At 72.6% G+C, this 23,640-nt stretch carries 21 protein-coding genes; 14 read left to right on the top strand and 7 right to left on the bottom strand.

Annotation, left to right across the window (positions count from 1 at the left end; translation table 11 throughout):
* Positions 1-77: 77 nt before the first annotated feature.
* The 5 genes from AB0N17_RS31240 to AB0N17_RS31260 all read left to right on the top strand — a co-directional run bounded on the left by AB0N17_RS31240 (position 78) and on the right by AB0N17_RS31260 (position 4,651).
* Positions 78-467, top strand: a complete 390-nt coding sequence (locus tag AB0N17_RS31240; RefSeq protein WP_366014945.1) for a hypothetical protein — start codon at positions 78-80, stop codon at positions 465-467.
* A 243-nt stretch (positions 468-710) separates the two neighbouring features.
* On the top strand, positions 711-1,337 hold the full coding sequence (locus AB0N17_RS31245) for an RNA polymerase sigma factor (RefSeq protein WP_366014946.1): 627 nt from the start codon (positions 711-713) through the stop codon (positions 1,335-1,337).
* A 335-nt stretch (positions 1,338-1,672) separates the two neighbouring features.
* The gene (locus AB0N17_RS31250) at positions 1,673-2,530 is read left to right on the top strand and encodes a hypothetical protein (RefSeq protein WP_366014923.1); all 858 of its coding nucleotides are present in this window, start codon (positions 1,673-1,675) and stop codon (positions 2,528-2,530) included.
* A gap of 271 nt (positions 2,531-2,801) precedes the next feature.
* Entirely contained in the window at positions 2,802-3,464 is a 663-nt protein-coding gene (locus AB0N17_RS31255; protein WP_366014924.1) for an RNA polymerase sigma factor, read from the top strand.
* The gene (locus AB0N17_RS31260; RefSeq protein WP_366014925.1) at positions 3,464-4,651 is read left to right on the top strand and encodes a hypothetical protein; all 1,188 of its coding nucleotides are present in this window, start codon (positions 3,464-3,466) and stop codon (positions 4,649-4,651) included. Before AB0N17_RS31255 ends, AB0N17_RS31260 begins: the two co-directional genes overlap by 1 nt.
* Before the next feature lie 303 nt (positions 4,652-4,954).
* Here the strand turns inward: AB0N17_RS31260 and AB0N17_RS31265 are convergent, their stop codons facing one another.
* On the bottom strand, positions 4,955-5,833 hold the full coding sequence (locus AB0N17_RS31265) for a L,D-transpeptidase family protein (RefSeq protein ID WP_366014926.1): 879 nt from the start codon (positions 5,831-5,833) through the stop codon (positions 4,955-4,957).
* A gap of 79 nt (positions 5,834-5,912) precedes the next feature.
* Here AB0N17_RS31265 and AB0N17_RS31270 point away from each other — a divergent pair, with 79 nt between their 5' ends.
* Together AB0N17_RS31270 and leuE are read left to right on the top strand one after the other, a co-directional pair.
* Complete coding sequence (locus AB0N17_RS31270) at positions 5,913-7,493, top strand: methylmalonyl-CoA mutase family protein (RefSeq protein ID WP_366014927.1); 1,581 nt, start codon at positions 5,913-5,915, stop codon at positions 7,491-7,493.
* A gap of 30 nt (positions 7,494-7,523) precedes the next feature.
* On the top strand, positions 7,524-8,174 hold the full coding sequence (leuE, locus tag AB0N17_RS31275; protein WP_366014928.1) for a leucine efflux protein LeuE: 651 nt from the start codon (positions 7,524-7,526) through the stop codon (positions 8,172-8,174).
* 21 nt (positions 8,175-8,195) lie between these two features.
* On the opposite strand, the gene AB0N17_RS31280 is transcribed toward leuE, so the two are convergent.
* The gene (locus tag AB0N17_RS31280) at positions 8,196-9,581 is read right to left on the bottom strand and encodes an FAD-dependent monooxygenase (RefSeq protein WP_366014929.1); all 1,386 of its coding nucleotides are present in this window, start codon (positions 9,579-9,581) and stop codon (positions 8,196-8,198) included.
* 71 nt (positions 9,582-9,652) lie between these two features.
* Between AB0N17_RS31280 and AB0N17_RS31285 the strand changes: the two genes are divergently transcribed.
* Positions 9,653-10,303, top strand: coding sequence for a TetR/AcrR family transcriptional regulator C-terminal domain-containing protein (locus tag AB0N17_RS31285; protein WP_366014930.1), 651 nt, complete (start codon positions 9,653-9,655; stop codon positions 10,301-10,303).
* An 8-nt stretch (positions 10,304-10,311) separates the two neighbouring features.
* On the opposite strand, the gene AB0N17_RS31290 is transcribed toward AB0N17_RS31285, so the two are convergent.
* The 4 genes from AB0N17_RS31290 to AB0N17_RS31305 form a co-directional block, all read right to left on the bottom strand.
* Entirely contained in the window at positions 10,312-11,247 is a 936-nt protein-coding gene (locus AB0N17_RS31290; protein WP_366014931.1) for a class I SAM-dependent methyltransferase, read from the bottom strand.
* 80 nt (positions 11,248-11,327) lie between these two features.
* On the bottom strand, positions 11,328-12,512 hold the full coding sequence (locus tag AB0N17_RS31295) for an acyltransferase (protein ID WP_366014932.1): 1,185 nt from the start codon (positions 12,510-12,512) through the stop codon (positions 11,328-11,330).
* A gap of 187 nt (positions 12,513-12,699) precedes the next feature.
* Positions 12,700-14,034: an alpha-2,8-polysialyltransferase family protein gene (locus AB0N17_RS31300; protein ID WP_366014933.1), complete on the bottom strand. Its 1,335-nt coding sequence runs from the start codon at positions 14,032-14,034 to the stop codon at positions 12,700-12,702.
* Positions 14,031-15,008, bottom strand: coding sequence for a glycosyltransferase family 2 protein (locus AB0N17_RS31305; protein ID WP_366014934.1), 978 nt, complete (start codon positions 15,006-15,008; stop codon positions 14,031-14,033). Before AB0N17_RS31305 ends, AB0N17_RS31300 begins: the two co-directional genes overlap by 4 nt.
* Before the next feature lie 198 nt (positions 15,009-15,206).
* On the opposite strand from AB0N17_RS31305, the gene AB0N17_RS31310 reads away from it, so the two are divergent.
* Genes AB0N17_RS31310 through AB0N17_RS31325 form a run of 4 tightly spaced genes read left to right on the top strand, consistent with a single transcriptional unit; the run spans position 15,207 to position 19,978 of the window.
* Positions 15,207-16,544: a DUF6716 putative glycosyltransferase gene (locus AB0N17_RS31310; RefSeq protein WP_366014935.1), complete on the top strand. Its 1,338-nt coding sequence runs from the start codon at positions 15,207-15,209 to the stop codon at positions 16,542-16,544.
* A 23-nt stretch (positions 16,545-16,567) separates the two neighbouring features.
* Positions 16,568-17,797: an N-acylneuraminate cytidylyltransferase gene (locus tag AB0N17_RS31315; protein ID WP_366014936.1), complete on the top strand. Its 1,230-nt coding sequence runs from the start codon at positions 16,568-16,570 to the stop codon at positions 17,795-17,797.
* Between the two features lie 13 nt (positions 17,798-17,810).
* Positions 17,811-18,749, top strand: a complete 939-nt coding sequence (locus AB0N17_RS31320; protein ID WP_073888930.1) for an N-acetylneuraminate synthase family protein — start codon at positions 17,811-17,813, stop codon at positions 18,747-18,749.
* A 35-nt stretch (positions 18,750-18,784) separates the two neighbouring features.
* Positions 18,785-19,978 carry a hypothetical protein gene (locus tag AB0N17_RS31325; protein ID WP_366014937.1) on the top strand — a complete coding sequence of 398 codons (1,194 nt, stop codon included), beginning with the start codon at positions 18,785-18,787 and terminating at the stop codon, positions 19,976-19,978.
* 87 nt (positions 19,979-20,065) lie between these two features.
* Here the strand turns inward: AB0N17_RS31325 and AB0N17_RS31330 are convergent, their stop codons facing one another.
* Positions 20,066-20,731 carry a class I SAM-dependent methyltransferase gene (locus tag AB0N17_RS31330; protein WP_366014938.1) on the bottom strand — a complete coding sequence of 222 codons (666 nt, stop codon included), beginning with the start codon at positions 20,729-20,731 and terminating at the stop codon, positions 20,066-20,068.
* 234 nt (positions 20,732-20,965) lie between these two features.
* Here AB0N17_RS31330 and AB0N17_RS31335 point away from each other — a divergent pair, with 234 nt between their 5' ends.
* Entirely contained in the window at positions 20,966-22,201 is a 1,236-nt protein-coding gene (locus AB0N17_RS31335) for an amidohydrolase (RefSeq protein WP_366014939.1), read from the top strand.
* A 291-nt stretch (positions 22,202-22,492) separates the two neighbouring features.
* Complete coding sequence (locus tag AB0N17_RS31340) at positions 22,493-23,554, top strand: BMP family ABC transporter substrate-binding protein (RefSeq protein ID WP_366014940.1); 1,062 nt, start codon at positions 22,493-22,495, stop codon at positions 23,552-23,554.
* The last annotated feature ends 86 nt before the right edge of the window (positions 23,555-23,640 follow it).

Consider the following 23,640-nt stretch of genomic DNA (forward strand, 5'->3'; position numbering starts at 1 on the left):
CCTGTTGCCGAAACGTTTCGGATCGCGGTGACGGAAGCACCGCCCGGCTCGCTCTTCTCTATGTGACAGCCCAGTACCTGACAGCACAGCAGGAGACCAGGCCGACCGCCGCGGCGAAGCCCGCGCGGTGGGCGGCGGACGCGGTCGCGACCATGCGCGAGGGCGCCCGGGTACGGCTCGACTACTCGGCGCAGAGCCTGTGGCGGGTGGACCGGATGATCGAGGAGATACGCCGGGAGGAACCGCCGTACGCGGCGGTCGAGAGCGTGCTGCGCGGCTTCGGCGCCTACGCCGGTGAGGTGATCGTCCGCCAGACCGGCGCCGAGTGGTGGACGGCCGGCGGCGACCACTGGGTCCGCACCCGCGACGGCCGGCTGTGGGACCCCATCGACGAGGCCCGGCGCTGCTTCGGCGGCCAGGGCTCGCTGCGCCTGCTCTGCCGGGACGCGACGGCCCAGGCGGGATGAGCCGGCCGGGACCGGGTGGCCGAGGTCCGAGCCGATGCCCGGCAGGTGCGTCACGGGGCAGTCCTGCGGCGCCTGCCTGCGGAACGTCACCGCGCCGTCCGCGCAAGGGACATCGGCCCGCTGTGACACTTCTGTGAGGCCCGACGCTGATGACCATGGAGGGCGGAGACACGGCCGGAGCGTGTCGCACCGTGAGGGACGCGCCACACAGTGGCCATGAACTCGGCACGAACGAGGACGGTCTTGGGCCAGGGAGCGGAACCCCGCCGCCCGCAGCCGCGGGACGGGGAGCTGGGCGCGGCCGTCGCGCGGGCCCAGGACGGTGACGAGGCGGCCTTCGCGGTGGCCTACCGGATCGTCCAGCCCGGGCTGCTCGGCTATCTGCGGGGCCTGGTCGGCGAGGACGCCGAGGACGTGGCCTCCGACGCCTGGCTGGAGATAGCCCGGGACCTCGGCCGGTTCCAGGGCGACGGCGCCGGCTTCCGCGGCTGGACGGCGACCATCGCCCGGCACCGCGCCCTGGACCATCTGCGCCGCCAGCGGGTACGGCCCCGGGCGGCGGCCCTCGAACACGACGCGCTGGAGCTGCCCGGCCGGCACAGCACCCACGAGCAGGCGCTGGAGTCGCTGTCCACCGAGCGGGCGCTGGAGCTGGTCCGCGGGCTCCCGCGGGACCAGGCCGAGGCCGTCCTGCTCCGGGTGGTCGTCGGCCTCGACGGCCCGGCCACCGCCCGCGTCCTCGGCAAGCGCCCCGGCGCCGTCCGCACGGCCGCGTACCGCGGGCTGAAACGTCTCGCCCGGCAACTGGGCACCTCGGGCGCGGGCACCTCGGGCGCGGGCGCCGAGGAGGCCGGGCGGCGGGAGGTGTGACGGATGAGGGGCCCCCGACGCTGGGGAAGTCGGGATGAACGCCGGCGGCCCTGATCCGTATGGAGAACCGTACGGAGATCCGCAGGGAGATCCGCAGGGACATCCGTGGGGATCCGTGGGGTTCCGTGGGACGGGACGAGAGGGCGTGCGGCACGGCCTGCGGAGCGCCGCGGGGAACGCCGTACGGGCCGACGCACGGTCGGAACGGCGCACGGATGGGTCGGCGCACGGACGGAACGGCGTGCGGATGGGTCGGCGTCCGGATGTGACGCGGACATCGGTGCCGGGCCGCGCGGGCCCGGCGGGTGAGGGACCGGATGAGGACGGGATCGGGCATGGGTGAACGGCACAGCGGCGAAGGGTTGCCCTGCCGCCCGCACGCGCACCCCGGCGGCACCGCCGCCGCCTCCGGGTCCGCCCCCGTCTCCGCGCCGGACCGCACCGGCACGGACGCCGGCGGCACCCCGATGACCGGCCTCGCCGGCCTCGCCGCACTGGAGGCCGGGTTCGCCGCCGCGCTGCGCGCCGACGGTGTCGACCCCGACGCCGAGCGCCGGGCCCTGGCCGCGTTCCGCACCGCCCGCGAGGCCGGGGCGCACCGGGTGCGGACCCGGTCCCGGGACGACTGGCGGCCCGCCGCGCCGCGCCGCGGGCGCCGCTCGCCGAAGGTCACGCTCTCGATGGCGCTCGCCTGCCTCACGCTGGGCGGTGTCGCCGTGGCGGCGATCGGCTCGGTGGGGTCCGGCACGGACGGCCGCCGGGACACCCCGCACCCGCGCCACCCGTCCCCGAGCGCCCCGCAGCGGCCGGCCGGCGGCCCGGGGACGACGGTCGGCGGCCCGTCCGAGGGGGCATCCCGCACCCCGGCCGCGCACCCCGCGCACCCGGACACCGCCCGGGACACCGCGGCGCACTGCCGTACTTTCGCGCGGGCCGGGGAGCGGGGCGGAGCCCTGGACTCGGCGGCCTGGCAGCGGCTCGTGGCGGCGGCGGGCGGCCCGGACGGGGTCGCTTCCTACTGCGCCGCCCAAGTGGACGCGGCGCAGGGGCAGAACATCGCCAGATCCGGCAAGTCGGGCAAGTCCGGCAATTCTGGCGAAAGTGGGAGTGACGCCACCGGCAACGGCGAAGGCAAAAGCGACACTTCTGGCAGTTCGGCCGCCAAGTCGAAGCAGGGCGGCGGGAAGAACTGAGCCGTGCGGCCACCGTTGGGCAACGGCCGGGGCCGCCACCCCCCACAGGAGAGGCCCCGGCCGTCGCGCGGACAGGCCGCGAACGGCCCGTACTCTCTTCAGCGCCATGAGTGCGTTTTCTGTCACACCCCGGCACCACCCGGACCTCACCCTGCGTACATTCGAGCCCGGTCACGAGTTAGTTGCATCTTCTACGGACATGGACGACGAGCGGTTTCAGGTCGTAACGTGCCTTTCGCGCCGACCGAACATCTGGCGTAAAGGGAGTGCGGTGCTGGGGGACGACGCGGAACTGACCGCCGCGGTGCGATCCGCGCAGAACGGTGACGAGACCGCGTTTCGTACCGTCTACCGCGCGGTGCAGCCACGGCTGCTCGGATACGTGCGCACGCTGGTCGGTGACCCGGACGCCGAGGACGTCGCCTCCGAGGCCTGGCTGCAGATAGCCCGGGACCTGGACCGGTTCAGCGGCGATGCCGACCGGTTCCGGGGCTGGGCCGCCCGGATCGCCCGCAACCGCGCCCTGGACCACATACGCATGCGGGGCCGCCGCCCCGCCATAGGCGGCGACGAGACGGAGCTGACCGGCCGGGCCGCCGAGTCCGACACGGCGGGCGAGGCCATCGAGGCCCTGGCCACCGACCGCACCCTCTCCCTCATCGCACGGCTCCCGCAGGACCAGGCCGAGGCGGTCGTCCTGCGCGTGGTCGTCGGCCTCGACGCCAAGACCGCGGCGGAGACCCTCGGCAAACGCGCGGGCGCGGTCCGCACCGCCGCGCACCGGGGCCTGAAGCGGCTCGCGGAGCTGCTCGGCGAGGATCCGGAATCGGCCGGCGTGCTCGACGCGCTCCCGCCCCAGCGAGAACCGCGCCGGGGCGCGGTGACGTCCGCCACTGTGACGCATACGCGCGCGCGGACGCAGAAGGACATGTGATGGCCGACGAGCAGTACAAGTGGCTCAACCGCAGGACGGCGGAGCGTCTGCTGCGCGGTGAGTCACTGGAAGCCGTCGACGCCCGCGCGGATGACCAGGCCGAACGCCTCTCCCGGGCGCTCGGCGCGCTGTCCGGGCAGGCGGCTCCCGCCTCCGACGAACTCCCCGGCGAGCAGGCCGCGCTGGCCGCGTTCCGCAAGGCCCGCGAGGCCTCCGAGGCCGAACGCACCGCCGCCCTCGCCGACGCCGCCCCCGGCCGGCGCTCCGGCGCATCCGCCCACGACGCCGACGCGGGCCTGGTCCGCATCGGCTCCCCGGCCCGTACCGGAATCCCGGCCCGGCGCCCCCGCTGGGCCCGCCCGGTGCGCCTGGCGCTCGCCGCGGTGGTGGCCGCGGGCACGGTCGGCGGGGTCGCGATGGCCGCGGGCAGCGGGGTGCTGCCGGGGCCGTTCCGGCACGAGCACCCGGCCCCCGGCGCCTCCGTCTCCTCCTCCGCGACCTCCGGTGCCCCCCTCGGCTCGGTGTCTCCGCAGGCCACCCCCGGCTTCGGAGCGGGCACGGGTGCGCCGAGCGGCGGACCGGGCACGGGCGGCGGTCACTCCTCCGAGGCGGCCGGTGGACGCGACGGCGGCACCGGCGCGAGCACCGCGCCCGGTTCCGGCGCCCCCTCCGCGACCTCGGGCGCCGGGTGGAAGGGCGTCGTCGCGGCCTGCCGCGACATCCGGGACGGCAAGGGCCTGGACACCGGCCGCAAGCGCGCGCTGGAGAACCTGGCGGGCGGCTCCGCACGCGTGAGCCGGTACTGCCGGGTCGTCCTGTCCACCGGCGACTCCGCCACCCCCGGCGGCGAGGGCGACGGCGGCAAGGGCCAGGGCGACGACAACGGCAAGGGCAAGGGCGGCCGCAACGGCGACGGCAAGGGCGACGACGAGAGTCACCCCGGCCGCGGCGGACACGGCGGCAAGGGCGACGGCGGCAAGGGCGACGGCGGCAAGGGCGACGGCGGCAAGAAGGACGGCGGCCGCGGCGACGGTGGCCACGGCGACGGCGGCCGGGAGGGTGACGGCAGGCGCCACCACCGCCACGGCGCCGCACCCGCACCCACCCGCCTCGCGCCCGCGCACCCCGACCGCGCGACCAGGACGCCCGAGACTCCGTCACCGAGCCCGTCGTACTCCGCGCTCTAGACCGGCATCACCCCTCTGACCTGGGTCTTTGTGATCCGAGAAAAATTCTCCGCCAGAGGTGTGACGTTTCTGGAGCCCCCGACGCAGTAATGAGTGAGCCGACTGGTCATCGGCCGTCGCACTGAGCCGGGGTTCCCCCCGTACCCACGGCTCGTGCACCTGGCGCGGGGGGGGGGCGGGGCCCCCCCCCCCCCCCCCCCCCCCCCCCCCCCCCCCCCCCCCCCGCCCCCCCCCCCCCCCCCCCCCCCCCCCGCCCCCGCCCCGCATCCGCACTCCGCGCCGGCATCCCGCGCTCCGCGCCCCTCACCGGTGGACGACGACCTTGTCGCCGACCCTCACCTCGGCGAACAGCCGCCTGATCGCCACCTCGTCCCGTACGTTCACGCAGCCGTGCGAGCCGCCCGCGTATCCGCGCGCCGCGAAGTCGAACGAGTAGTGCACCGCCTGCCCGCCGCTGAAGAACATGGCGTACGGCATGGGTGAGTGGTAGAGCGTGGACACCCAGTCCCGCGCCTTCCAGTAGACGTGGAAGACACCCTCCCGGGTCGGCGTGTACTGCGTGCCGAACCGCACCGCCGTCGTCGACACCGTCCGCCCGTCGACCATCCAGCGCAGCGTCCGCGTCGTCTTGTCGATGCACAGCGCGCGCGCGGTCAGACAGCGCGGGTCGGGTGCCCCGGCCGGCTGACCGCCCATCAGGTACAGCTCCCAGGTGCCGGGCCGGTGCGTCATGTGCACCAGCCGCTGCCAGGTGACGATGTCCGTCCGGCCGGTCCGGGGCAGCCCGCGCTTGCCCTGGAAGCCCCGCACGGCCTGCTCGGTCAGGTCGTCGTAGGACCCCGTCGGCCCGTCGAACAGCCAGTCCGCCTGCCGCAGCCGCGCCTGCAGCTCCCGCACCCCGGGCCCGCTGTCACCGCGTGCCCACAGCACGCGGGCCGGCGGCTCCTGGGCCGTACGGGAGGGCGGGTCCTGGGCCGTACGGGAGGGCGGGTCCTGGGCCGTACGGGAGGGCGGGTCCTGGGCCGTCCGGGTGGGTTCGGCGCTCCGGTCGGACGGCAGCTCGATGTGTATCGGGGAGCGGGGCCTGCCGTCGGCGTCCGTGGGCTGCGCGGTGCAGCCGCAGAGGGCGGCGAGGGCGGCGGCCGAGGCGAGTACGGCGGCGGGTCTGCCCGGGATCCTCATGCGGGGGATGCTTCCCCGCGTGACCGCCGCCGAACTACGGGGCATGGTGAGGAGTAGCAGACGTCCTGCGGAGGCATCCATGACACGTGAGTCGGAGTCGGGCCTGCCCATCGAACCGGTCTACGGACCGGCCGACCTGACCGGCTGGGACCCGGCTGCCAAGCTGGGCGAACCGGGGTCGTACCCCTTCACCCGGGGCGTGTACCCGTCGATGTACACCGGCCGCCCCTGGACCATGCGCCAGTACGCCGGCTTCGGTACGGCGGCCGAGTCGAACGCCCGGTACCGGCAGCTGATCGCCCACGGCACCACCGGCCTGTCCGTCGCCTTCGACCTGCCCACCCAGATGGGCCACGACTCCGACGCACCGATCGCCCACGGCGAGGTCGGCAAGGTCGGCGTGGCCGTCGACTCGGTCGAGGACATGCGGGTGCTGTTCGAGGGCATCCCGCTGGACCAGGTCTCCACGTCGATGACGATCAACGCGCCCGCCGCCTTGCTCCTGCTGCTGTACCAGCTGGTGGCGGAGGAGCAGGGGGTGAGGGCGGATCAGCTGACGGGCACGATCCAGAACGACGTCCTGAAGGAGTACATCGCGCGGGGCACGTACATCTTCCCTCCCCAGCCCTCCCTGCGGCTGACCGCGGACATCTTCCGCTACTGCACCGCCGAGATCCCGAAGTGGAACACCATCTCGATCTCCGGCTACCACATGGCCGAGGCGGGCGCGTCCCCCGCGCAGGAGATCGCCTTCACCCTCGCCGACGGCATCGAGTACGTCCGCACGGCGGTCGCGGCCGGCATGGACGTGGACGACTTCGCCCCGCGCCTGTCCTTCTTCTTCGTGGCCCGTACGACGCTGCTGGAGGAGGTCGCCAAGTTCCGGGCGGCACGCAGGATCTGGGCGCGGGTGATGAAGGAGGAGTTCGGGGCGCAGAACCCCAAGTCCCTGATGCTGCGCTTCCACACGCAGACGGCCGGCGTCCAGCTGACGGCCCAGCAGCCGGAGGTGAACCTGGTCCGGGTGGCCGTCCAGGCGCTGGGCGCGGTCCTCGGCGGCACCCAGTCCCTGCACACCAACTCCTTCGACGAGGCGATCGCGCTGCCGACGGACAAAAGCGCCCGCCTCGCCCTGCGCACCCAGCAGGTCCTGGCCCACGAGACGGACGTCACCGCGACCGTGGACCCCTTCGCGGGCTCCTACGCGGTGGAGCGGATGACCGACGACGTGGAGGAGGCGGCCGTCGGCCTGATGCGCAGGGTCGAGGAGCTGGGCGGGGCGGTCGCCGCGATCGAGCAGGGCTTCCAGAAGTCCGAGATCGAGCGGAACGCCTACCGCATCGCCCAGGAGACGGACTCCGCCGAGCGGGTCGTCGTCGGCGTCAACCGCTTCCGGCTGGACGAGGAGGAGCCCTACGAGCCGCTGCGGGTGGACCCGGCGATCGAGGCCCGGCAGGCGGAGCGGCTGCGGACCCTGCGGGCCGGGCGGGACCAGGGGGCGGTGGACGCGGCGCTGGACGCGCTGAAGAAGGCGGCCGAGGGGGAGGACAACGTCCTGTACCCGATGAAGGAGGCGCTGCGCGGGCGGGCGACGGTGGGGGAGGTGTGCAACGCGCTGCGGGAGGTGTGGGGCAGTCATGTGCCGAGCGACGCGTTCTGAATGTCGTACCCCCGTGCGACACTCCTTTCCATGTTCGGCGTCATCGATCTCCCCACCTATCTGGCAGGACTCGTCCTGATCGTCCTGCTGCCCGGCCCCAACTCCCTCTACGTCCTGTCCGTCGCCGCCCGGCGCGGTGTGCGGGCGGGTTACACCGCGGCCGCCGGGGTGTGGTGCGGGGACACGGTCCTCATGACGCTGTCCGCGGCCGGGGTCGCCTCCCTGCTCAAGGCCAACGCCCTGCTGTTCGGGATCGTGAAGTACGCCGGTGCCGGATATCTGACCTGGCTGGCGATCGGGATGCTGCGGGCCGCCTGGCAGATGTGGCGGACGCGGCGGGAGAAGCCCGTGGCGGAGGCCGTCGCCTCCGCTCCGGGGGACGAGCGGCCCTTGCGCCGCGCCTTCGTCGTCAGCCTCTTCAACCCCAAGGCGATCCTGTTCTTCGTCGCCTTCTTCGTGCAGTTCGTGGACCCGGGGTACGCCTACCCGGCCCTGTCCTTCGTCGTCCTCGGCACCCTCGCCCAGCTGGCCAGCTTCCTGTACCTGAGCGCGCTGATATTCGGCGGCACCCGCCTCGCCGCCGCGTTCCGCCGGCGCAAGCGGCTGTCGGCCACCGCGACTTCGGCGGCCGGCGCGCTGTTCCTGGGCTTCGCGGTGAAGCTGACACTGGCCAGTACCTGAGCCGCCGGCCGGACCGGCCGTTCAGCCCGCCGCGGGGGCGCCCGTCCGGGCCGCGTAGGCGCCCAGGCCCTGCGTGGTGGCGCCCGCCCAGCCGACGTAGCCGTCGGGCCGGACCAGGAAGACACCCGGCCCGTACGACTCCGGGGCGGCCGGCAGCACGCGGAGTCCGGCGGCGGACGGCGCCCCCGCGCCCAGCAGCGTCCAGTGCGGGCCCCGGAAGGCGTCGAAGAGCCGTACGCCGTCCACCGTGCCGTCGGGCGCCCGGTCGCCCGCCCGTACGCCGGCAGGGCCCCGCCGGGTCTCCTCGGTCAGCGACGACCGCGGGTACCCGAGTTCCAGCTGCACCGTCGCCCTGCCCCGCCGGACCTCTCCCCGGTGCACCCCGGTCGACAGCTCCAGCATGGCCGCGGCGTTCGCCCGCCGCTCCTCCTCGTAGGTGTCGAGGAGGGTCTCCGGCGCCCCGTCCCGCAGTACCGCGCCCAGCTTCCAGCCGAGGTTGTAGGCGTCCTGGACGCTGGTGTTCAGCCCCTGCCCGCCCGCCGGTGAGTGGACGTGGGCCGCGTCGCCCGCGAGGAAGACCCGGCCCACCCGGAAGCGGTCGGCCAGCCCCGTGCGCGGCCGGAAGTCCGACGCCCAGCGCAGCTCGGTCACGTCCTCGGCGGCCAGGTGCGCGTACCGGGCCACCAGCGCGCGGATGCCGTCAAGGGTCAGGTCCGGCTCCGAGCCCTCCGGAAGGCGCGCCGCCAGCTGGAAGTCCTCCGTGCCGGCCAGCGGGCACAGCCCGAGGGAGCTGCCGTCGTCCGCGGGGAAGGCGTGCCAGTGGTCCCGGTCCAGACCGTCGACCCGGACGTCCGCCACCACGAACGGCGCCGGGTCGACCCGCTCCCCGGTCATGCCGACGCCCAGGGCGCGCCGGAGCACCGAGCGTCCGCCGTCGGCCGCGACCACGTACCGCGCGCGGACCGTCGTACCGTCGGCGAACAGCACGCGCGTGCCGTCCGCGCTCTGCGTCAGCCCCGTCACCTCCCGCCCGAAGGCGACCTGTCCGCCCAGCTCCACCAGCCGCGCGTACAGCACCTCCTGGGTGCGCCACTGCGGGATCATCAGCGGCTCGGTGCAGGGCGTGCCCTCGTCCGGCTCCAGCCTCTCGAACATCGGCTGTGCGCCCGCCCGCTCGCCGTCCTTCCAGATCATCCGGTCCGGGTAGGGGCCGCTCGCCGCCCGGATCGCCTCCAGCACGCCGAGGTCGTCGAAGACCTCCTGGGTGCGCGGCTGGATGCCCTTGCCGCGTGATCCGGGGAACAGGCCCTCGGCCCGCTCCACCACCAGGGCCTCCACCCCGCGCCGGGCGAGGTCGATGCCGAGGGTCAGCCCGGTGGGGCCCGCGCCCACGATCAGTACGTCCATCACACATCTCCTTAACGCCGTTAAGTGCCGTCGCCGACGAGCGTGCCCTTAACGCTGTTAAGCTGTCAAGCGTGAGCCCCGAGAAACGCGCACCCCTGGACCGCCGCCGGGTCGCGGACACCGCGCTGCGGCTGCTGAACGACGTCGGCCTGGACGGACTGACGCTGCGTGCCATCGCCAAGGAGCTGGACGTCAAGGCGCCCGCCCTGTACTGGCACTTCAAGGACAAGCAGGCGCTGCTGGACGAGATGGCGACGGAGATGTACCGGCGGATGGTGGCCGGTGCCGCACTCGATCCGGCGGACGGCTGGCGGGAGCGGCTGCTGAAGACGAACCGCGGACTGCGGGACGCGCTGCTCGGCTACCGCGACGGCGCCAAGGTCTTCAGCGGCACCCGCTTCACGGGCATCGACCACGCCCCCGAACTGGAGGCCAGTCTGCGGCTGCTGACGGACGCCGGCTTCACCCTCGCCCAGGCGGTCGACGCGGGCCGCACGGCGACCGCCTACACCATCGGCTTCGTCACCGAGGAGCAGGGCATGCGGCCCCGCGCGGAGGAGCACCGGGAGCCGCTGGACATCGCGGAACGCACCCGGCGCCTGGCCGGCTTCCCGCTCGCGGCGGCGGTCGGCGAGCTGCTCTTCGACGACTACGACCGCCAGTTCGAGGAGGGACTGGCGGTCGTGGTCGCGGGCATCGGGGCGCGGTACGGCATCGGCTGAGCCGGCGGTCAGCCCCGTGGGGTGCGCGCGCCGCGGATCGCCCGCGTGAGGACCGGGGGCAGCAGATCGGCGGCGACCCGGCGGACCCGGCTCCCGCGAGGGGCGGGCGGTGCCGCGGGAGAGGGCGGTGCCGCGGGAGCGGGCGCGGGCGTCCCGGACCCGGCCGTGGTCCGGCCGGCTCGTTCCGCGTGCCGGGAGGGCGGGAAGTCCGGCGCCCGCATCCCCTTGGACTTCAGGCGGACGAGCCGGTGCCCGGCGGCGTCCTGGACGCTCAGGTGACAGTCGGTCCGTTCCCGCGCCATGGCGAGCAGCTCCTCCTGGACCGGCACCGGGTCGCCCCAGGTGCCGTAGAGCTTCTGCGTGCTCAGGCAGATGGGGCGCAGGCCCCGGTTGAGCACTGCCTCCCAGGCGGCCAGGGAGACGCCCGGCGTGTGCTCGGAGCGGAAGTCGTCGAGGACGACGATGCCGTCGGCGAGCAGCAGATCGTGGGCCGCGCCTATGTCGCCGCGCACGTGCTCGTACAGGTGCGAGGCGTCGATGTGCACGAACCGGCAGGAGCGGGGCGCGACCTCGGCGGACACCAGGGTGCTGGGGCCCTGCAGGACGCGCGGGAGGTCGTCGTGGAAGGAGCGGTAGTTCTCCTCGAAGACCTGCCGGGTCAGGGCGCCGTAGGACTTGGCCGACTCCGCCTGGTTGGCGCCGTCCGGGGCGTCGCCCTCGAAGAGGTCGCACACGGTGTACCGCTCCCCGGGCCGCCGGTGCCGGCCGATGAAGATCGCGCTCTTGCCCATGTAGACGCCGACCTCCAGGAGGTCGCCGTGGGTTCCGGCGGCCTCCTGGAGGTTCAGGAGCCGGTCGAAGAGCAGCTGGTCGAGCACGGGGAACCAGCCGGGCACGTCGTCGAGACGGTGGGGCGGTCGCGTCGCTTCCTGGGTGGTAGGCATGGGGCGGTGCCTGCCCCGGGGGTCCGTTCAGAAGCGAAGAGGAGATGAACGGATGCTCAACGTCCGGAGGTCCCGTCCGCTCAGCCGGTCCCCTTGCCGTTCTCCGGCGCCGTGAGCCGGTCCGCGATCCCCTGGGTGCGGACCCTCTTCATGGCCCTGCGCAGTCGCGGGCCGAACGGTTTCTCCACGAACCGGTGCATCAGCCACGCGAGCACCAGCATGCCGAGCACCGTCGTCACGAACGTCGGCCACGTCGGCAGGCCCAGGCCCCGGTGCAGCACCCGGATGGCGAACCAGCCCAGGTGCTCATGGACCAGGTAGAACGGGTACGTCAGCGCGCCTGCCGTGACCAGCCAGGACCAGTTGGCCCAGTTGGCCCAGCCCAGTGCCACGACCGCCACGGACGCGAAGGCGAGGGTGACGATCAGGATGATGACGTGCGGGTCGCGGACGAAGTCGCCGTGCGCGCCGGGGTGCCAGAGCCCACGGACGGCGTTGCTCTGTCCGAGCAGCCAGGAGACGGCCACGATGCCCCACAGCAGCAGGTCGCTGCCGAAGCGGTGGATCAGGTAGAGGGCGAGGCCGCCGATGAAGAAGGGCGCGTAGTCCGGCATGACCACTTGCTTCAGCAGCTCGTTGCCGGAGGTGTTGGTCAGCACCGTCGCCAGCGTCCACACGCTGCAGAAGAGCACCACCCGCCGGTAGGTGACCCCGCGCAGGACGACGAACAGGGCGAACAGCGCGTAGAAGCGGACCTCGGCCCACAGGGTCCAGCACACGCCGAGGACCCGGGGGGCGCCCATGGGCTGCTGCAGCATCGTCAGGTTGACCAGGAACTCGTCCAGGCGGACCGCGTGCACGACGGCGGGCAGGGCGAGCGCCGCTCCCGTGACCAGGAACAGGGCGACCCAGTAGGCGGGGTACAGGCGGGCGACCCGGGAGCGGAAGAAGTCGCCGAGGCTGCGGCCCCAGCTGCTCATGCAGATCACGAAACCGCTGATGACGAAGAAGAACTGCACGCCCAGGCAGCCGTACGTCGCCACCTGGGACAGGTGCGGGAAGAGGTGGGCCGGATTCTCGTGCCAGGACTCGGAGATCGTGCCGCCGCGTCCGGCGTAGTGGTAGCAGCAGACCATCAGCGCGGCGAGGAGCCGCAGGCCGTCCAGGGCGTGCAGGCGGCTCTTGGGGCGGCTCGGGACGGACGGCGCGGGAACCGGCACGGTGGCGGCCGGGGCGCTGGTGAGTGTGGTGGGCGAGGCAGGCATGATGCTCGATATTTTTCCCGAACAAACGTTAATCGCCTCGGATTTTCATGTGAATTTCCATGGTGAGCTCATGTTCCATGAATTCGCCCGGACGACCTCGTTCGTTCATCTGCTCGCCACTTCTGCTTCCGGCCGGCACGAAAAGGGCGGGCCCGCGCGGGGCCCGCCCTCATTCGGTCACGCGTATTCAGCGGCTCACGACCCGGCGCAGATTGCGGGCCTTGCGGGCCATCCGGCGGACCGTCGCGTTGCGCGGGATGAACGCCAGCTGGGCGGGCACCCCGCCGGGCAGCGCCAGCGAGGTCAGACGCCTGCGCTTGAAGTAGCGCAGGGTCCGCTCGTCGTGGTTCTCCGCGAGGTACCGCTCGGTCTCCTCACGCAGCCTCGGAAGGATCTTCGGCTGCATCGCGAAGCCCACCGCGCGCACCAGGGCGCCCAGCGCCTCCACGTCCCTGCCCCGGTGCTGCCCGGTCACCGCGGCACGGTCGCTGAGCTCCGGCAGCAGCGCGTCGACCACGGTGACCGGGATCCGGTTGCTGTTCTCGTACGGCGTCAGCTGCTCCAACAGCAGGTCGGTGCCGACCCGGGCGACCGGCAGGCCGTACAGCGCGGAGGCGGTCAGCAGCGCGGTGGAGAAGCAGCCCACCACCAGCGCCGGACGCATCCGCTGGTACAGCACCTCGGCCAGCACGGGCGTGTCGAGCACGGTGAGGTCGACCCCGAGCTTCTCCGCCTCCTGCTCCAGGGAACGGGTGAAGCGGGCCGGGGCCGTGGGGTGCGGCTTGAACACCACCTTGGTGTGCCCGAGTCCGACAGCCCCCTTCAGCATCCGCAGATGCAGGTTCTCCTCCTGCTCGGGGGTGAGGATGTCGAGCGCGGAGAGGTACTGGCCCAGCAGCAGCGCCGGCTCGTCGATCTCCGGCAGCTCGTCGCCGAGCGGCGCGAGCTCCGCCAGCACCTTCGTGAAGGCGGCCGTCGGCACGATCTCGCCGGGCACGTCGAACTCGGTGAGCAGCAGCGGCTCGAGGCCCGGCACGAGGTCCAGGTGGAGCACGGCGTCCACGCGGGTGCCCACCAGCGGGTCGATCTTGTTGCGGGTGGGGCCGTAGCTCATCAGGCCGTCGGCGTAGACGGTGACCGGGGCGCCGGTGAAGATCTGGGCGAGTGCGAGGGACGGGTTGACCTGGATCGACTCGACCGCCAGCTCCACGCCGTCGTCGCCGAGGTGCCACTCGTGGCGCAGGTACCGCTCCCAGAGCGGCATGTCGTCCACGCGGGGGGCCCAGCCGCCGGGGTGGAACGGGAAGATCGTCTCGTTGTAGGAGATCACGTCGTCGAAGCGGTCACGCAGCCGCTCGAAGCCGGGCATCTCGTCCAGGGCGGTCGTGGTCTCGGGAGTGGCCGCGTTGTTGCAGACCAGCAGGATGCGCCGGTCGGCGGGGCCGAAGGCGCCGGAGTCCAGGGCCGCGGCGAGCGTGGCCACGCCGTACAGCGTCGACGCCTGGAAGATCTGGGTGGTCACGCGGCGACCCCCGCGGCGGCGGGACGGCGGCGCAGCCGGCGCAGCTTGCCCGCGCGCTGGATGTCCATCGAGTCCAGAGCCTCGTCCAGGACGTCCTGCGGCATGCGCCGCAGCGCCGCGGCACTCATGGATTTCAGTTTCTTCGCCACCGCGGGCTCGAACCTTTCGATGGATCCCACATGGTGGGAGATGATGGCGCAGTACGTGCGGACGGCCTTCGGCAGCAGGGAGGCGGCCTCCGTGTCGGCGGCGGTCTCCTCGATGACCTGGTCGAACGCGCGGATGAAGTCGAGCTGGCGCACATCACCGATCTGGGTCAGCGACGTGGCGACCCCGCGCCGGTAGAACACACCGAGCAGGCTGACCGCGGCGAAGGACTCCGCCTCCCGGTGCAGCTTCCAGATCCACGGCCGGTCCTCGGCCGTGCGCAGCCCGTCGGTGAAGTGCAGCAGCCCCTTGTCCACCAGGCGCCGGTGGTAGATGCCGGCCCAGGCGAAGGCGTAGTCGACGGAGGTGGACCGGTCGGCGGGCAGGATCGCCTCGCGCGGGTTCAGTACGACGCCCCGGCGGCCGACCGGCACCCGCTGCACGCTGCGCGCCCGCGCCGTGCACTGCACATGATCGGTGCGCAGGAAGTCACAGCCGAGATCCTCGATCGCGCCGACCAGCTGCTCGTAGTAGCCGGGGGCGAGCCAGTCGTCGCCGTCCAGGAAGGTCAGGTACTCGCCGCGCGCCCGGTCGATGCCGGTGTTGCGGGCGGTCGCCAGCCCTCCGTTCTTCTCGTGCCGGACGACGACCGCGCCCGGCAGCTCGCGCTCCGCGCGCGCGAGAATCTCTGGTGTCCCGTCGCGGGAACAGTCGTCGACGAGAATGAATTCGAAGTCCTCACGCGCGTTCGCCTTCAGGCTCCTGAGCGTGTCGGGCGCATATTGCTGCACGTTGTAGAACGGCACGATGACGGAGAGCTTGACCACGTCAGGGACGTTAGGGCGAAGCCCGTCATTCGTCTTGACGGCTTGCTTGATACCGGGTGAACGACACGTGGCGAAGCTGTGAACCGGGCTTTTTCCCGGCGCGATCGGAGCCCGATTCGCCATTCGGCGATGTGCTGTTAACCGTTTGTTGCATTCGGGTTGGGCGGTTCCTCGGAATCGCTTCCTAGCGTCTTCGACGTGCCAGCAAGTGCTACGAAGTCCCTGCGGGTCGCCGTCCTCGCGGACTCCGACACCCGGTGGAAGTGGGGCGCGCTCACCGCGCAGCGCCTCGCTCCCGCGGATGCCGAGGTCCGGACCGACGGCTACCTCCTGCGGGGGCGTGCCACCCCGACCGCCCGCCAGCTCCAGGAGGTCGGTGTCCAGGCGGACTCCCTCCGCGAGGTCACCGGCGTCGAGTTCCTGCGTGCGATGACCGAAGGCCCCGAGGACCGGTACGACGTCCTCGTGCTCGCCCTGGTCGGCGGCGGCGTGCAGGCGATGCTGCACGGGCTGCGCGGCGCCTGGGGCGCGGGCCGGCGTCCCGTCGTCGTCACCGGATACGTGGGTGTCGTCTACGAGAAGCTCGCCGACGGACTGCTGCTGCGGCACGGCGCGGACCTCGTCCTCGCCAACTCCCGCCACGACGCGGACCGGTTCCGGGCCGTGTACGAGGGGGTGGGCGCCGACGCCTCCTCGGTCACCGAGGTCGCGCTGCCCTTCCTCGGCGGGGCGCCCTACACCGGCGGACACGACCCCTTCACGGTGGTGTTCGCGGCCCAGCCGTCCGTCCCGGACAGCCGCAAGGACCGTACGTACCTGCTGAACCGGCTCATCCAGCACGCCCGCAAGCACCCCGACCGCGAGGTGCTGCTGAAGCTGCGCTCCAAGCCCGGCGAACACACCACCCACATCGAGGAGCTGCCGTACCAGAAGCTGGCGCAGGGCATGGACCTGCCCGCCAACTTCAGCCTGGTGTACGGCCACATGGGTGAGGTCCTGGACCGCACCGACCTCCTCGTCACCGTCAGCTCCACCGCCGCCCTCGAAGCCCTGCACCGCCGCGTCCCCACCGTGGTCCTCACCGACCTCGGGGTGCGCGAGGTGCTCGGCAACCACCACTTCACCGGTTCCGGCTGCCTCGCCTCCTGGGACCAGCTCGACGCCGGCCACCGGCCGGTGCCGGACGAGGAGTGGGTGGCCCGGCAGGGCGTCGCCGCTGGGGGCACCCCCTCCGGGGGAGGCTCGTACGAGAAGGCCTTCGACGGCGCCCGCGAACGCATCGCCGCACTGCTGGAACGCCCCGGCGGCCTGCCGCCACTGAACCCCTACTACACCCCCGAGACCGCGCCCGGCTATCTGCCCGGCATCCTCGCCCGCCACCACCTCGGCCCCGACGGCACCCCGCTGCCGGGCGCGCCCGCCGCCGACAAGGCGCCCGGGCCGGTCCGGCAGATCGTTCGCCGGGCCGCGCGCGGCGCCTACCGCCACGGCGTGCAGCGGGTCGCCCCGGTGATCCGCCGGATGGGGGAGCTGTGACCTCTTTCCAAGGAGTGGACCCCATGTCGAACCCGGAAACGGGCCAAGGCGCCGCGGTGCGCCGGGTGCTCGCGGTGATCCCCGCACGCGGCGGCTCCAAGGGCGTGCCCGCGAAGAACCTCGCCCCCGTCGGCGGCGTCCCGCTGGTGGCCCGCGCGGTGCGCGAGTGCCGGGCGACCCGGCTGGTGACCGACGTCGTCGTCTCCACCGACGACCAGGCCATCGCCGCCGCCGCCCGGGAGGCCGGCGCCGAGGTCGTGCTGCGCCCCGCCGCCATCGCCGGGGACACGGCCACCTCCGAGGCCGCGGTCCTGCACGCCATGGACGCCCACGAGGCACTGCACGGCGCGGCCGTCGACGCGGTGCTCCTCGTGCAGTGCACCAGCCCCTTCATCGTCCGCGAGGACATCGACGGGGTGGCCGGCGCGGTCGTGGAGAACGGCGCGGACACCGCCGTCACCGTGGCCCCCTTCCACGGCTTCATCTGGCGCGAGGCCGACGTGGAGACCGAGGGCGGGGTGGGCGTCAACCACGACAAGTCCTACCGTCCACGCAGGCAGGACCGCCCCCAGGACTTCCTGGAGACCGGCGCCGCCTACGCGATGGACGCGGCCGGCTTCCGCAAGCACCAGCACCGCTTCTTCGGCCGTACGGAGCTCGTGCGCACCGATCCCGCGCGCGTGCTGGAGATCGACGACCCGCACGACCTGGCCCGGGCCCGCGCGCTCGCGCCCCTCTTCGACGCGGACCGGCCCGGTTCGCTCCCCACCTACGACGACATCGACGCCGTAGTCCTCGACTTCGACGGCACCCAGACCGACGACCGGGTGCTGATCGACTCCGACGGACGGGAGTTCGTCTCCGTGCACCGCGGCGACGGACTCGGCATCGCGGCCCTGCGCAAGAGCGGCCTGAAGATGCTGATCCTGTCCACGGAACAGAACCCTGTGGTCGCCGCCCGCGCCCGGAAGCTGAAGCTCCCGGTGCTGCACGGCATCGACCGCAAGGACCTCGCCCTCAAACAGTGGTGCGAGGAGCAGGGCATCGCGCCGGAGCGCGTGCTCTACGTCGGCAACGACGTCAACGACCTTCCCTGCTTCGCCCTCGTGGGCTGGCCGGTGGCGGTCGCGAGCGCTCACGACGTCGTACGCGGCGCCGCACGCGCGGTCACCACGCTCCCCGGCGGTGACGGCGCGATCCGAGAGATCGCCAGCTGGATCCTCGGCCCCTCTCTCGATTCCCTCCCCAAGTAAGGACACTCCCCTGATGAGCACCAACTCCCGTCTGCGTACGTTCGGTTCGCGCGAGGTCGGCCCCGGCCGCCCGGTCTACATCTGCGGCGAGATCGGCATCAACCACAACGGTGAGCTGGAGAACGCCTTCAAGCTGATCGACGTGGCCGCCGAGGCCGGCTGCGACGCCGTGAAGTTCCAGAAGCGCACCCCCGAGATCTGCACCCCCCGCGACCAGTGGGACATCGAGCGCGACACCCCCTGGGGCCGGATGACCTACATCGACTACCGCCACCGCGTGGAGTTCGGTGAGGACGAGTACCGCCAGATCGACGAGTACTGCAAGGAGAAGGGGATCGACTGGTTCGCCTCCCCGTGGGACACCGAGGCCGTCGCCTTCCTGGAGAAGTTCGACGTCCCCGCCCACAAGGTGGCCTCCGCGTCCCTGACGGACGACGAGCTGCTGCGCGCCCTGCGCGCCACCGGCCGCTCGGTCATCCTCTCCACCGGCATGTCGACCCCGAAGCAGATCCGCCACGCGGTCGAGGTCCTCGGCTCGGACAACATCCTCATGTGCCACGCCACCTCCACCTACCCGGCGAAGGCCGAGGAGCTGAACCTCCGCGTGATCAACACGCTGGAGAAGGAGTACCCGAACGTCCCGATCGGCTACTCCGGCCACGAGACCGGTCTGCAGACCACCCTCGCCGCGGTCGCGCTCGGGGCGACCTTCGTCGAGCGTCACATCACCCTCGACCGCGCCATGTGGGGCTCCGACCAGGCCGCCTCCGTGGAGCCGCAGGGCCTCGTCCGTCTCGTCCGTGACATCCGCACCATCGAGGCCTCCCTCGGTGACGGCGTCAAGAAGGTCTACGAGTCCGAGCAGGGCCCGATGAAGAAGCTGCGCCGCGTCGCCGGCGTCGTCGCCGAGGCGGAGATCGCCGCGGCGGCCGGCGAGCCCGTCGCGGTGTGAGACCAGGTCACTTACGACGGGACGGTCGTACGCCGATGAGCCCCCGCGCCGGTCACACCGGCCACCCTCCCCGCATGCTCGCCTTCGTGGAGAGCCCGGTCCAGCTGCTGAACGTGCTGGAGTGGGCCCACCTGCACGGACTGTGCGGCGCGGAACCGGACGCCCTGGCGTCGGTCCCCGCGCAGATACGGCGGACGGTGGCCGGCGACCCGGCACCGGCCGGCGCGGAACTCACCGTCGTCGTGCTGTCCCCGACCGACCCCATGACCCGGGGCCAGCTGCGCCGCATGGCGGACCTGGCCCGGGACGAGGGGTACCGGGTCCGCTGGGAGGAGGCGCGGGGCGGTCCCGCGGCCCCCTTCCAGACGATCGGCGGCCTCACCGGGGCTCTGAGGCGGGCCGACCGGATCGTCATGGGAGACCCGTTCTCCCGCTACGTACAGCTGCTGCTGACCATCACCAAGGCGCGCGACCTGGTGGTGGTCGACGACGGCACGGCGACGATGGAGTTCGTCGGCCAGCTGGCCCGGGGCGAGCGGCTGGTCCGCTGGCACCGCAAGGGCGGCCGGCCCGGCGCCCGTGACCTGCTCTTCGCGCCGGTCTCCTCCTCGGCCCGCCGCCGGCTGACGCCCAGCGCCCGCCGGAAGGTGGAGGTCTTCTCCTCCATGCCGGTGACCGAGACCCCGCAGGGCGTCACGGTCACCGCGAACGACTTCGCCTGGACCCGCGCCCGGTTCGGGCCGCCGCGCATCACCAAGGGCGCGGACATGGTCGGCACCTCGCTGGTCGAGACCGGCGTCGTGGACGGCGACCGCTATCTGGAGGCCGTCCGCAACCTGGCCAAGGCCCACGGCACGACGCGCTACTTCGCGCACCGCCGAGAGAGCGCCGAGAAGCTGCACCGCCTGGCCGCGGAGACCGGGCTGGAGATCGTCCGCCCGGACCTCCCGCTGGAGCTGATCGCCCGCCGCGGCCCCATCGGCCGCACGATCCTCAGCTTCCCCTCGACGGTCGTCCACACCCTGCCCCTGGCCCTGGCCGGCACCGGCGTCCGCGTCGCGGTCTGCGACATCGACCCGTCCTGGCTGACCGAGACGGCCTCGCCCCGGGCGCAGGGCTTCCTGTCCGGCGTCACCGGCACCGCCCGGGACGTCCACCGCCTGGCGACGGTCGGCCTTCCCCACCGCACACCGAGCCGCCCGGGACGGATCAGCCCCGCGGCGACCTGACACCACCGGCCGCGCCCATGAACGGCGCGGCCGGGCACACCACGGGATCGCCCGCCGCCGTACCACGAACGGACGGCGGGCCCCGGCTCAGTCTCCGCCGCCGGGCCGCCGGGCCAGGACGAACGCCCGCGCCAGTCTCTCCTCGTCCGAGGGTTCGCGGCGCACCGTCGCCACCAGGTCCAGGCCCGCTCCCGTCAGGGTCTCGGTGATCTGTTCCGGGGTACGCCAGTAGTAGTCGAGGTCGATCTCGTGGCCGAAGCGCTCCGTGAGGTGCAGGTGGCCGGGTTCAGCGGCCGTCTGGAAGGCGAGGAGGACGTGGGCGCCGGGGAGCAGGGTGCGGTGGAAATGGGCGAACGTCGCCGGCAGGTGGGTGTCGGGGATGTGGATGGTGGAGTAGAGGGCGAGGATGCCGCCCAGGGTGGCGTCGGGCAGGTCCAGGGACGTCATCGAGCCGACGTGGAAGCGCAGCCCCGGGTGGGCCTCGCGGGCCGTCGTCACCATGGTGGGGGAGAGGTCGACCCCGAAGGCCGGCACGCCGTGCTCGTGCAGGAGCGCGGTGACGTGGCCGGGGCCGCTGCCCAGGTCCGCCACCGGGGCGGTGCCGTTCGCCCGGACCAGTTCCGCGAAGGCGGTGATCAGGGCGTGGTCCAGGGGATGGGACAGGCCGGACGGGAAGCTGTCGGTGTAGTCCTTGGCGATCGCGTCGTAGGACGTGCGGGTGGGCTGCAGGAAGGTCTCGCAGGCGTCGCTCACGGGGCCGGACACTAGCGGGAGGGGGCGTGGCGCGGGGTCCGGTTCGTGGACACGGCGCGCGTGAGTGCCACCAGGCGTGGTATCCGTGGAAGGAGGAAAGAAGGGTTTTACCCATCAGAGTCCGCCGCCATGCGTCCGCCGGTCAGATTTTCTTCCCCTAACGGGCTGAACTTTTGTTGATCGAGGGGTACTTGACCAGTCGGGCGTCCTACCCTTCAGAGGGTGAAACAGTTGATGTCCGTAGAGTCCGAGGCCGGCCTCTCGGGGGATGTGCTCCCCGGCGTGCTGAGCGAGTCCCTGCACGCCGAACTCGTCGCCTTCCGTCGCGACTTGCACATGCACCCCGAGCTGGGCAATCAGGAGTTCCGTACGACCGCCGCGATCAAGGAGCGGCTGGAGCGGGCCGGGCTGCGGCCCCGGGTGCTCGCCAGCGGAACCGGACTCGTCTGTGACATCGGGCTGACCGGGGGCGGCCGCCCGCCCGTACCCGTGCTCGCCCTGCGCGCGGACATCGACGCCCTGCCCATCCCGGACACCAAGACGGACTGCCCGTACCGGTCGACCATCCCCGACCGGGCGCATGCGTGCGGTCACGATGTGCACACGACCGTCGTGCTGGGCGCCGGGCTCGTCCTCGCGGACCTGCACGCCAAGGGCCTGCTGACCCGCCCCGTGCGGCTGGTCTTCCAGCCCGCGGAGGAGGTCCTGCCCGGCGGGGCGCTGGGCGCCATCGCGGACGGGGTGCTCGACGGCGTCGGCCGGATCCTCGCCGTGCACTGCGACCCCAGGGTCGAGGTCGGCCGGATCGGGCTGCGGCACGGCCCGATCACCAGCGCCTGCGACCGGCTGGAGATCGCCCTGGACGGACCCGGTGGGCACACCGCCCGTCCGCATCTGACCACCGACCTGGTCACCGCGGCCGCGCGCGTCGCCATCGACGTGCCCGCGCTCGTCGCCCGGCGGGTCGACACCCGTGCGGGCCTCGCCGTCACCTGGGGCCGGATCGAATCCGGCCACGCGCCGAACGTCGTCCCCCAGCACGCCGAGCTGTCCGGCACCGTCCGCTGCCTGGACCTGAACGCCTGGCGGGACGCCCCCGACATCGTGCACGCCGCCATCGACGAGGTAGCGACCCTGCACCGGGCCAAGTCGGAGATCAACTACATGCGGGGCGTTCCGCCGGTGGTCAACGACCGGGAGTCCACCGAACTGCTGCGCCGGTCCATGGTCGCCCGGCGCGGCATGCGGTCCGTGGAGAGCACGGAGCAGAGCCTCGGCGGCGAGGACTTCTCCTGGTACCTGGAGGAGGTGCCGGGCGCGATGGCCCGCCTCGGCGTCCGCGCCCCCGGCGACCGCACGGTGCGCGACCTGCACCAGGGGGACTTCGACGCCGACGAGCGCGCGATCACGGTCGGCGTGGAGATGTTCACGGCGGCGGCCTTCCTGGAGCCCAACGGGACGCAGGGCTGAGGCCCGCGGCGCCCGGGGCCCGGAGCCCCGGGGGTCGCTTCCCAGGTCGGCGCAACACGCTCGCAAGCCATTCGCACACGGTGCGCGACAGTGCCGGGACCCGCCGGAGATCGCGAGTTCAGGTGCTGTTTGCCTCGAATCGATAACGGCTTCGAGAGGGGGTTTTTTGCGACATCTACGCGCGTTACGATGCCGCGAAGCCGACGCCGCCGGGGCGCCTCGGCCCGAGCACCGGCAAGGTGCTCACATCAAGCGCCGACACGGCGCTCAGGTCAGGTGAAGGAGCCTCCCGTGCGCCGGGTAGCCAAGCTTTCCGCTGCGTGTATCGCCACCGCAGCCCTCGCCGTGACTGCCACCGCGTGTGGCAGCACCTCCTCCGACAACACCACCTCGTCGTCCTCCGGCGGCGGCAAGGGTGGCATCAAGATCGGTCTCGCCTACGACGTCGGCGGCCGGGGCGACCGCTCCTTCAACGACTCCGCCGCGCGCGGTGCCGACAAGGCCGAGAAGGAGTTCGGCGGTTCCGTCAAGGAGCTGACCGCCAAGACCTCCGACACCGAGGCCGACCGCGAGCAGCGCCTGTCGGACCTGGCGGACGCCGGCTACAACCCGATCATCGCGGTCGGTTACGCCTACGCCCCGTCCATGACCAAGGTCGCCGCGAAGTACCCGAAGATCAACTTCGGCATCGTCGACTCGGTCGTGAACGGCAAGAACGTCGACAGCATCACCTTCACCGAGGAGCAGGGCTCCTACCTGGCCGGTGTCGCCGCCGCGCTGAAGACCAAGACGAAGCACGTCGGCTTCATCGGTGGTGTGGACGTCCCGCTGATCAAGAAGTTCGAGGCGGGCTTCACCCAGGGCGTCAAGGACACCAACGCCAAGATCAAGGTCGACACGCAGTACCTGTCGCACGGCTCGGACACCTCCGGCTTCGCCAGCCCCGACAAGGGCAAGGAGGCCGCGCAGGGCATGCTCGACAACGGCGCGGACGTCGTCTACTCGGCGGCCGGCTCCTCCGGCAACGGCGCGATCGAGGCCGTCAACGGCAAGAAGGGCGCCTGGGCCATCGGCGTCGACTCGGACCAGTACAACATCCCGGGTCTCGCCAAGTACAAGAGCTCGATCCTGACCTCGGTCGTCAAGAACGTCGACGTCGGCGTCTACGACCTCATCAAGTCCGTGCACGACGGCAAGCCGCTGGCCGGCAACCAGGTCTACTCGCTCGCCAAGAACGGTGTCTCCCTGGCCACCAGCGGTGGGTTCATCGACGACATCCAGCCCAAGCTGGACGCCGCGAAGAAGAAGATCGTCGACGGCCAGATCAAGGTCGCGACCACTCCGTCGAAGTGATCGGTCCGGTCACCGTCTTCCCCGACCTGGTCTGGGAGGGCACCGAGGACACGCAGACGGAAAAGGTCATCCGCAACGTCATCGCC

The organism is Streptomyces sp. NPDC051133 (genome assembly GCF_040682635.1).
Taxonomy (GTDB): Bacteria; Actinomycetota; Actinomycetes; order Streptomycetales; family Streptomycetaceae; genus Streptomyces.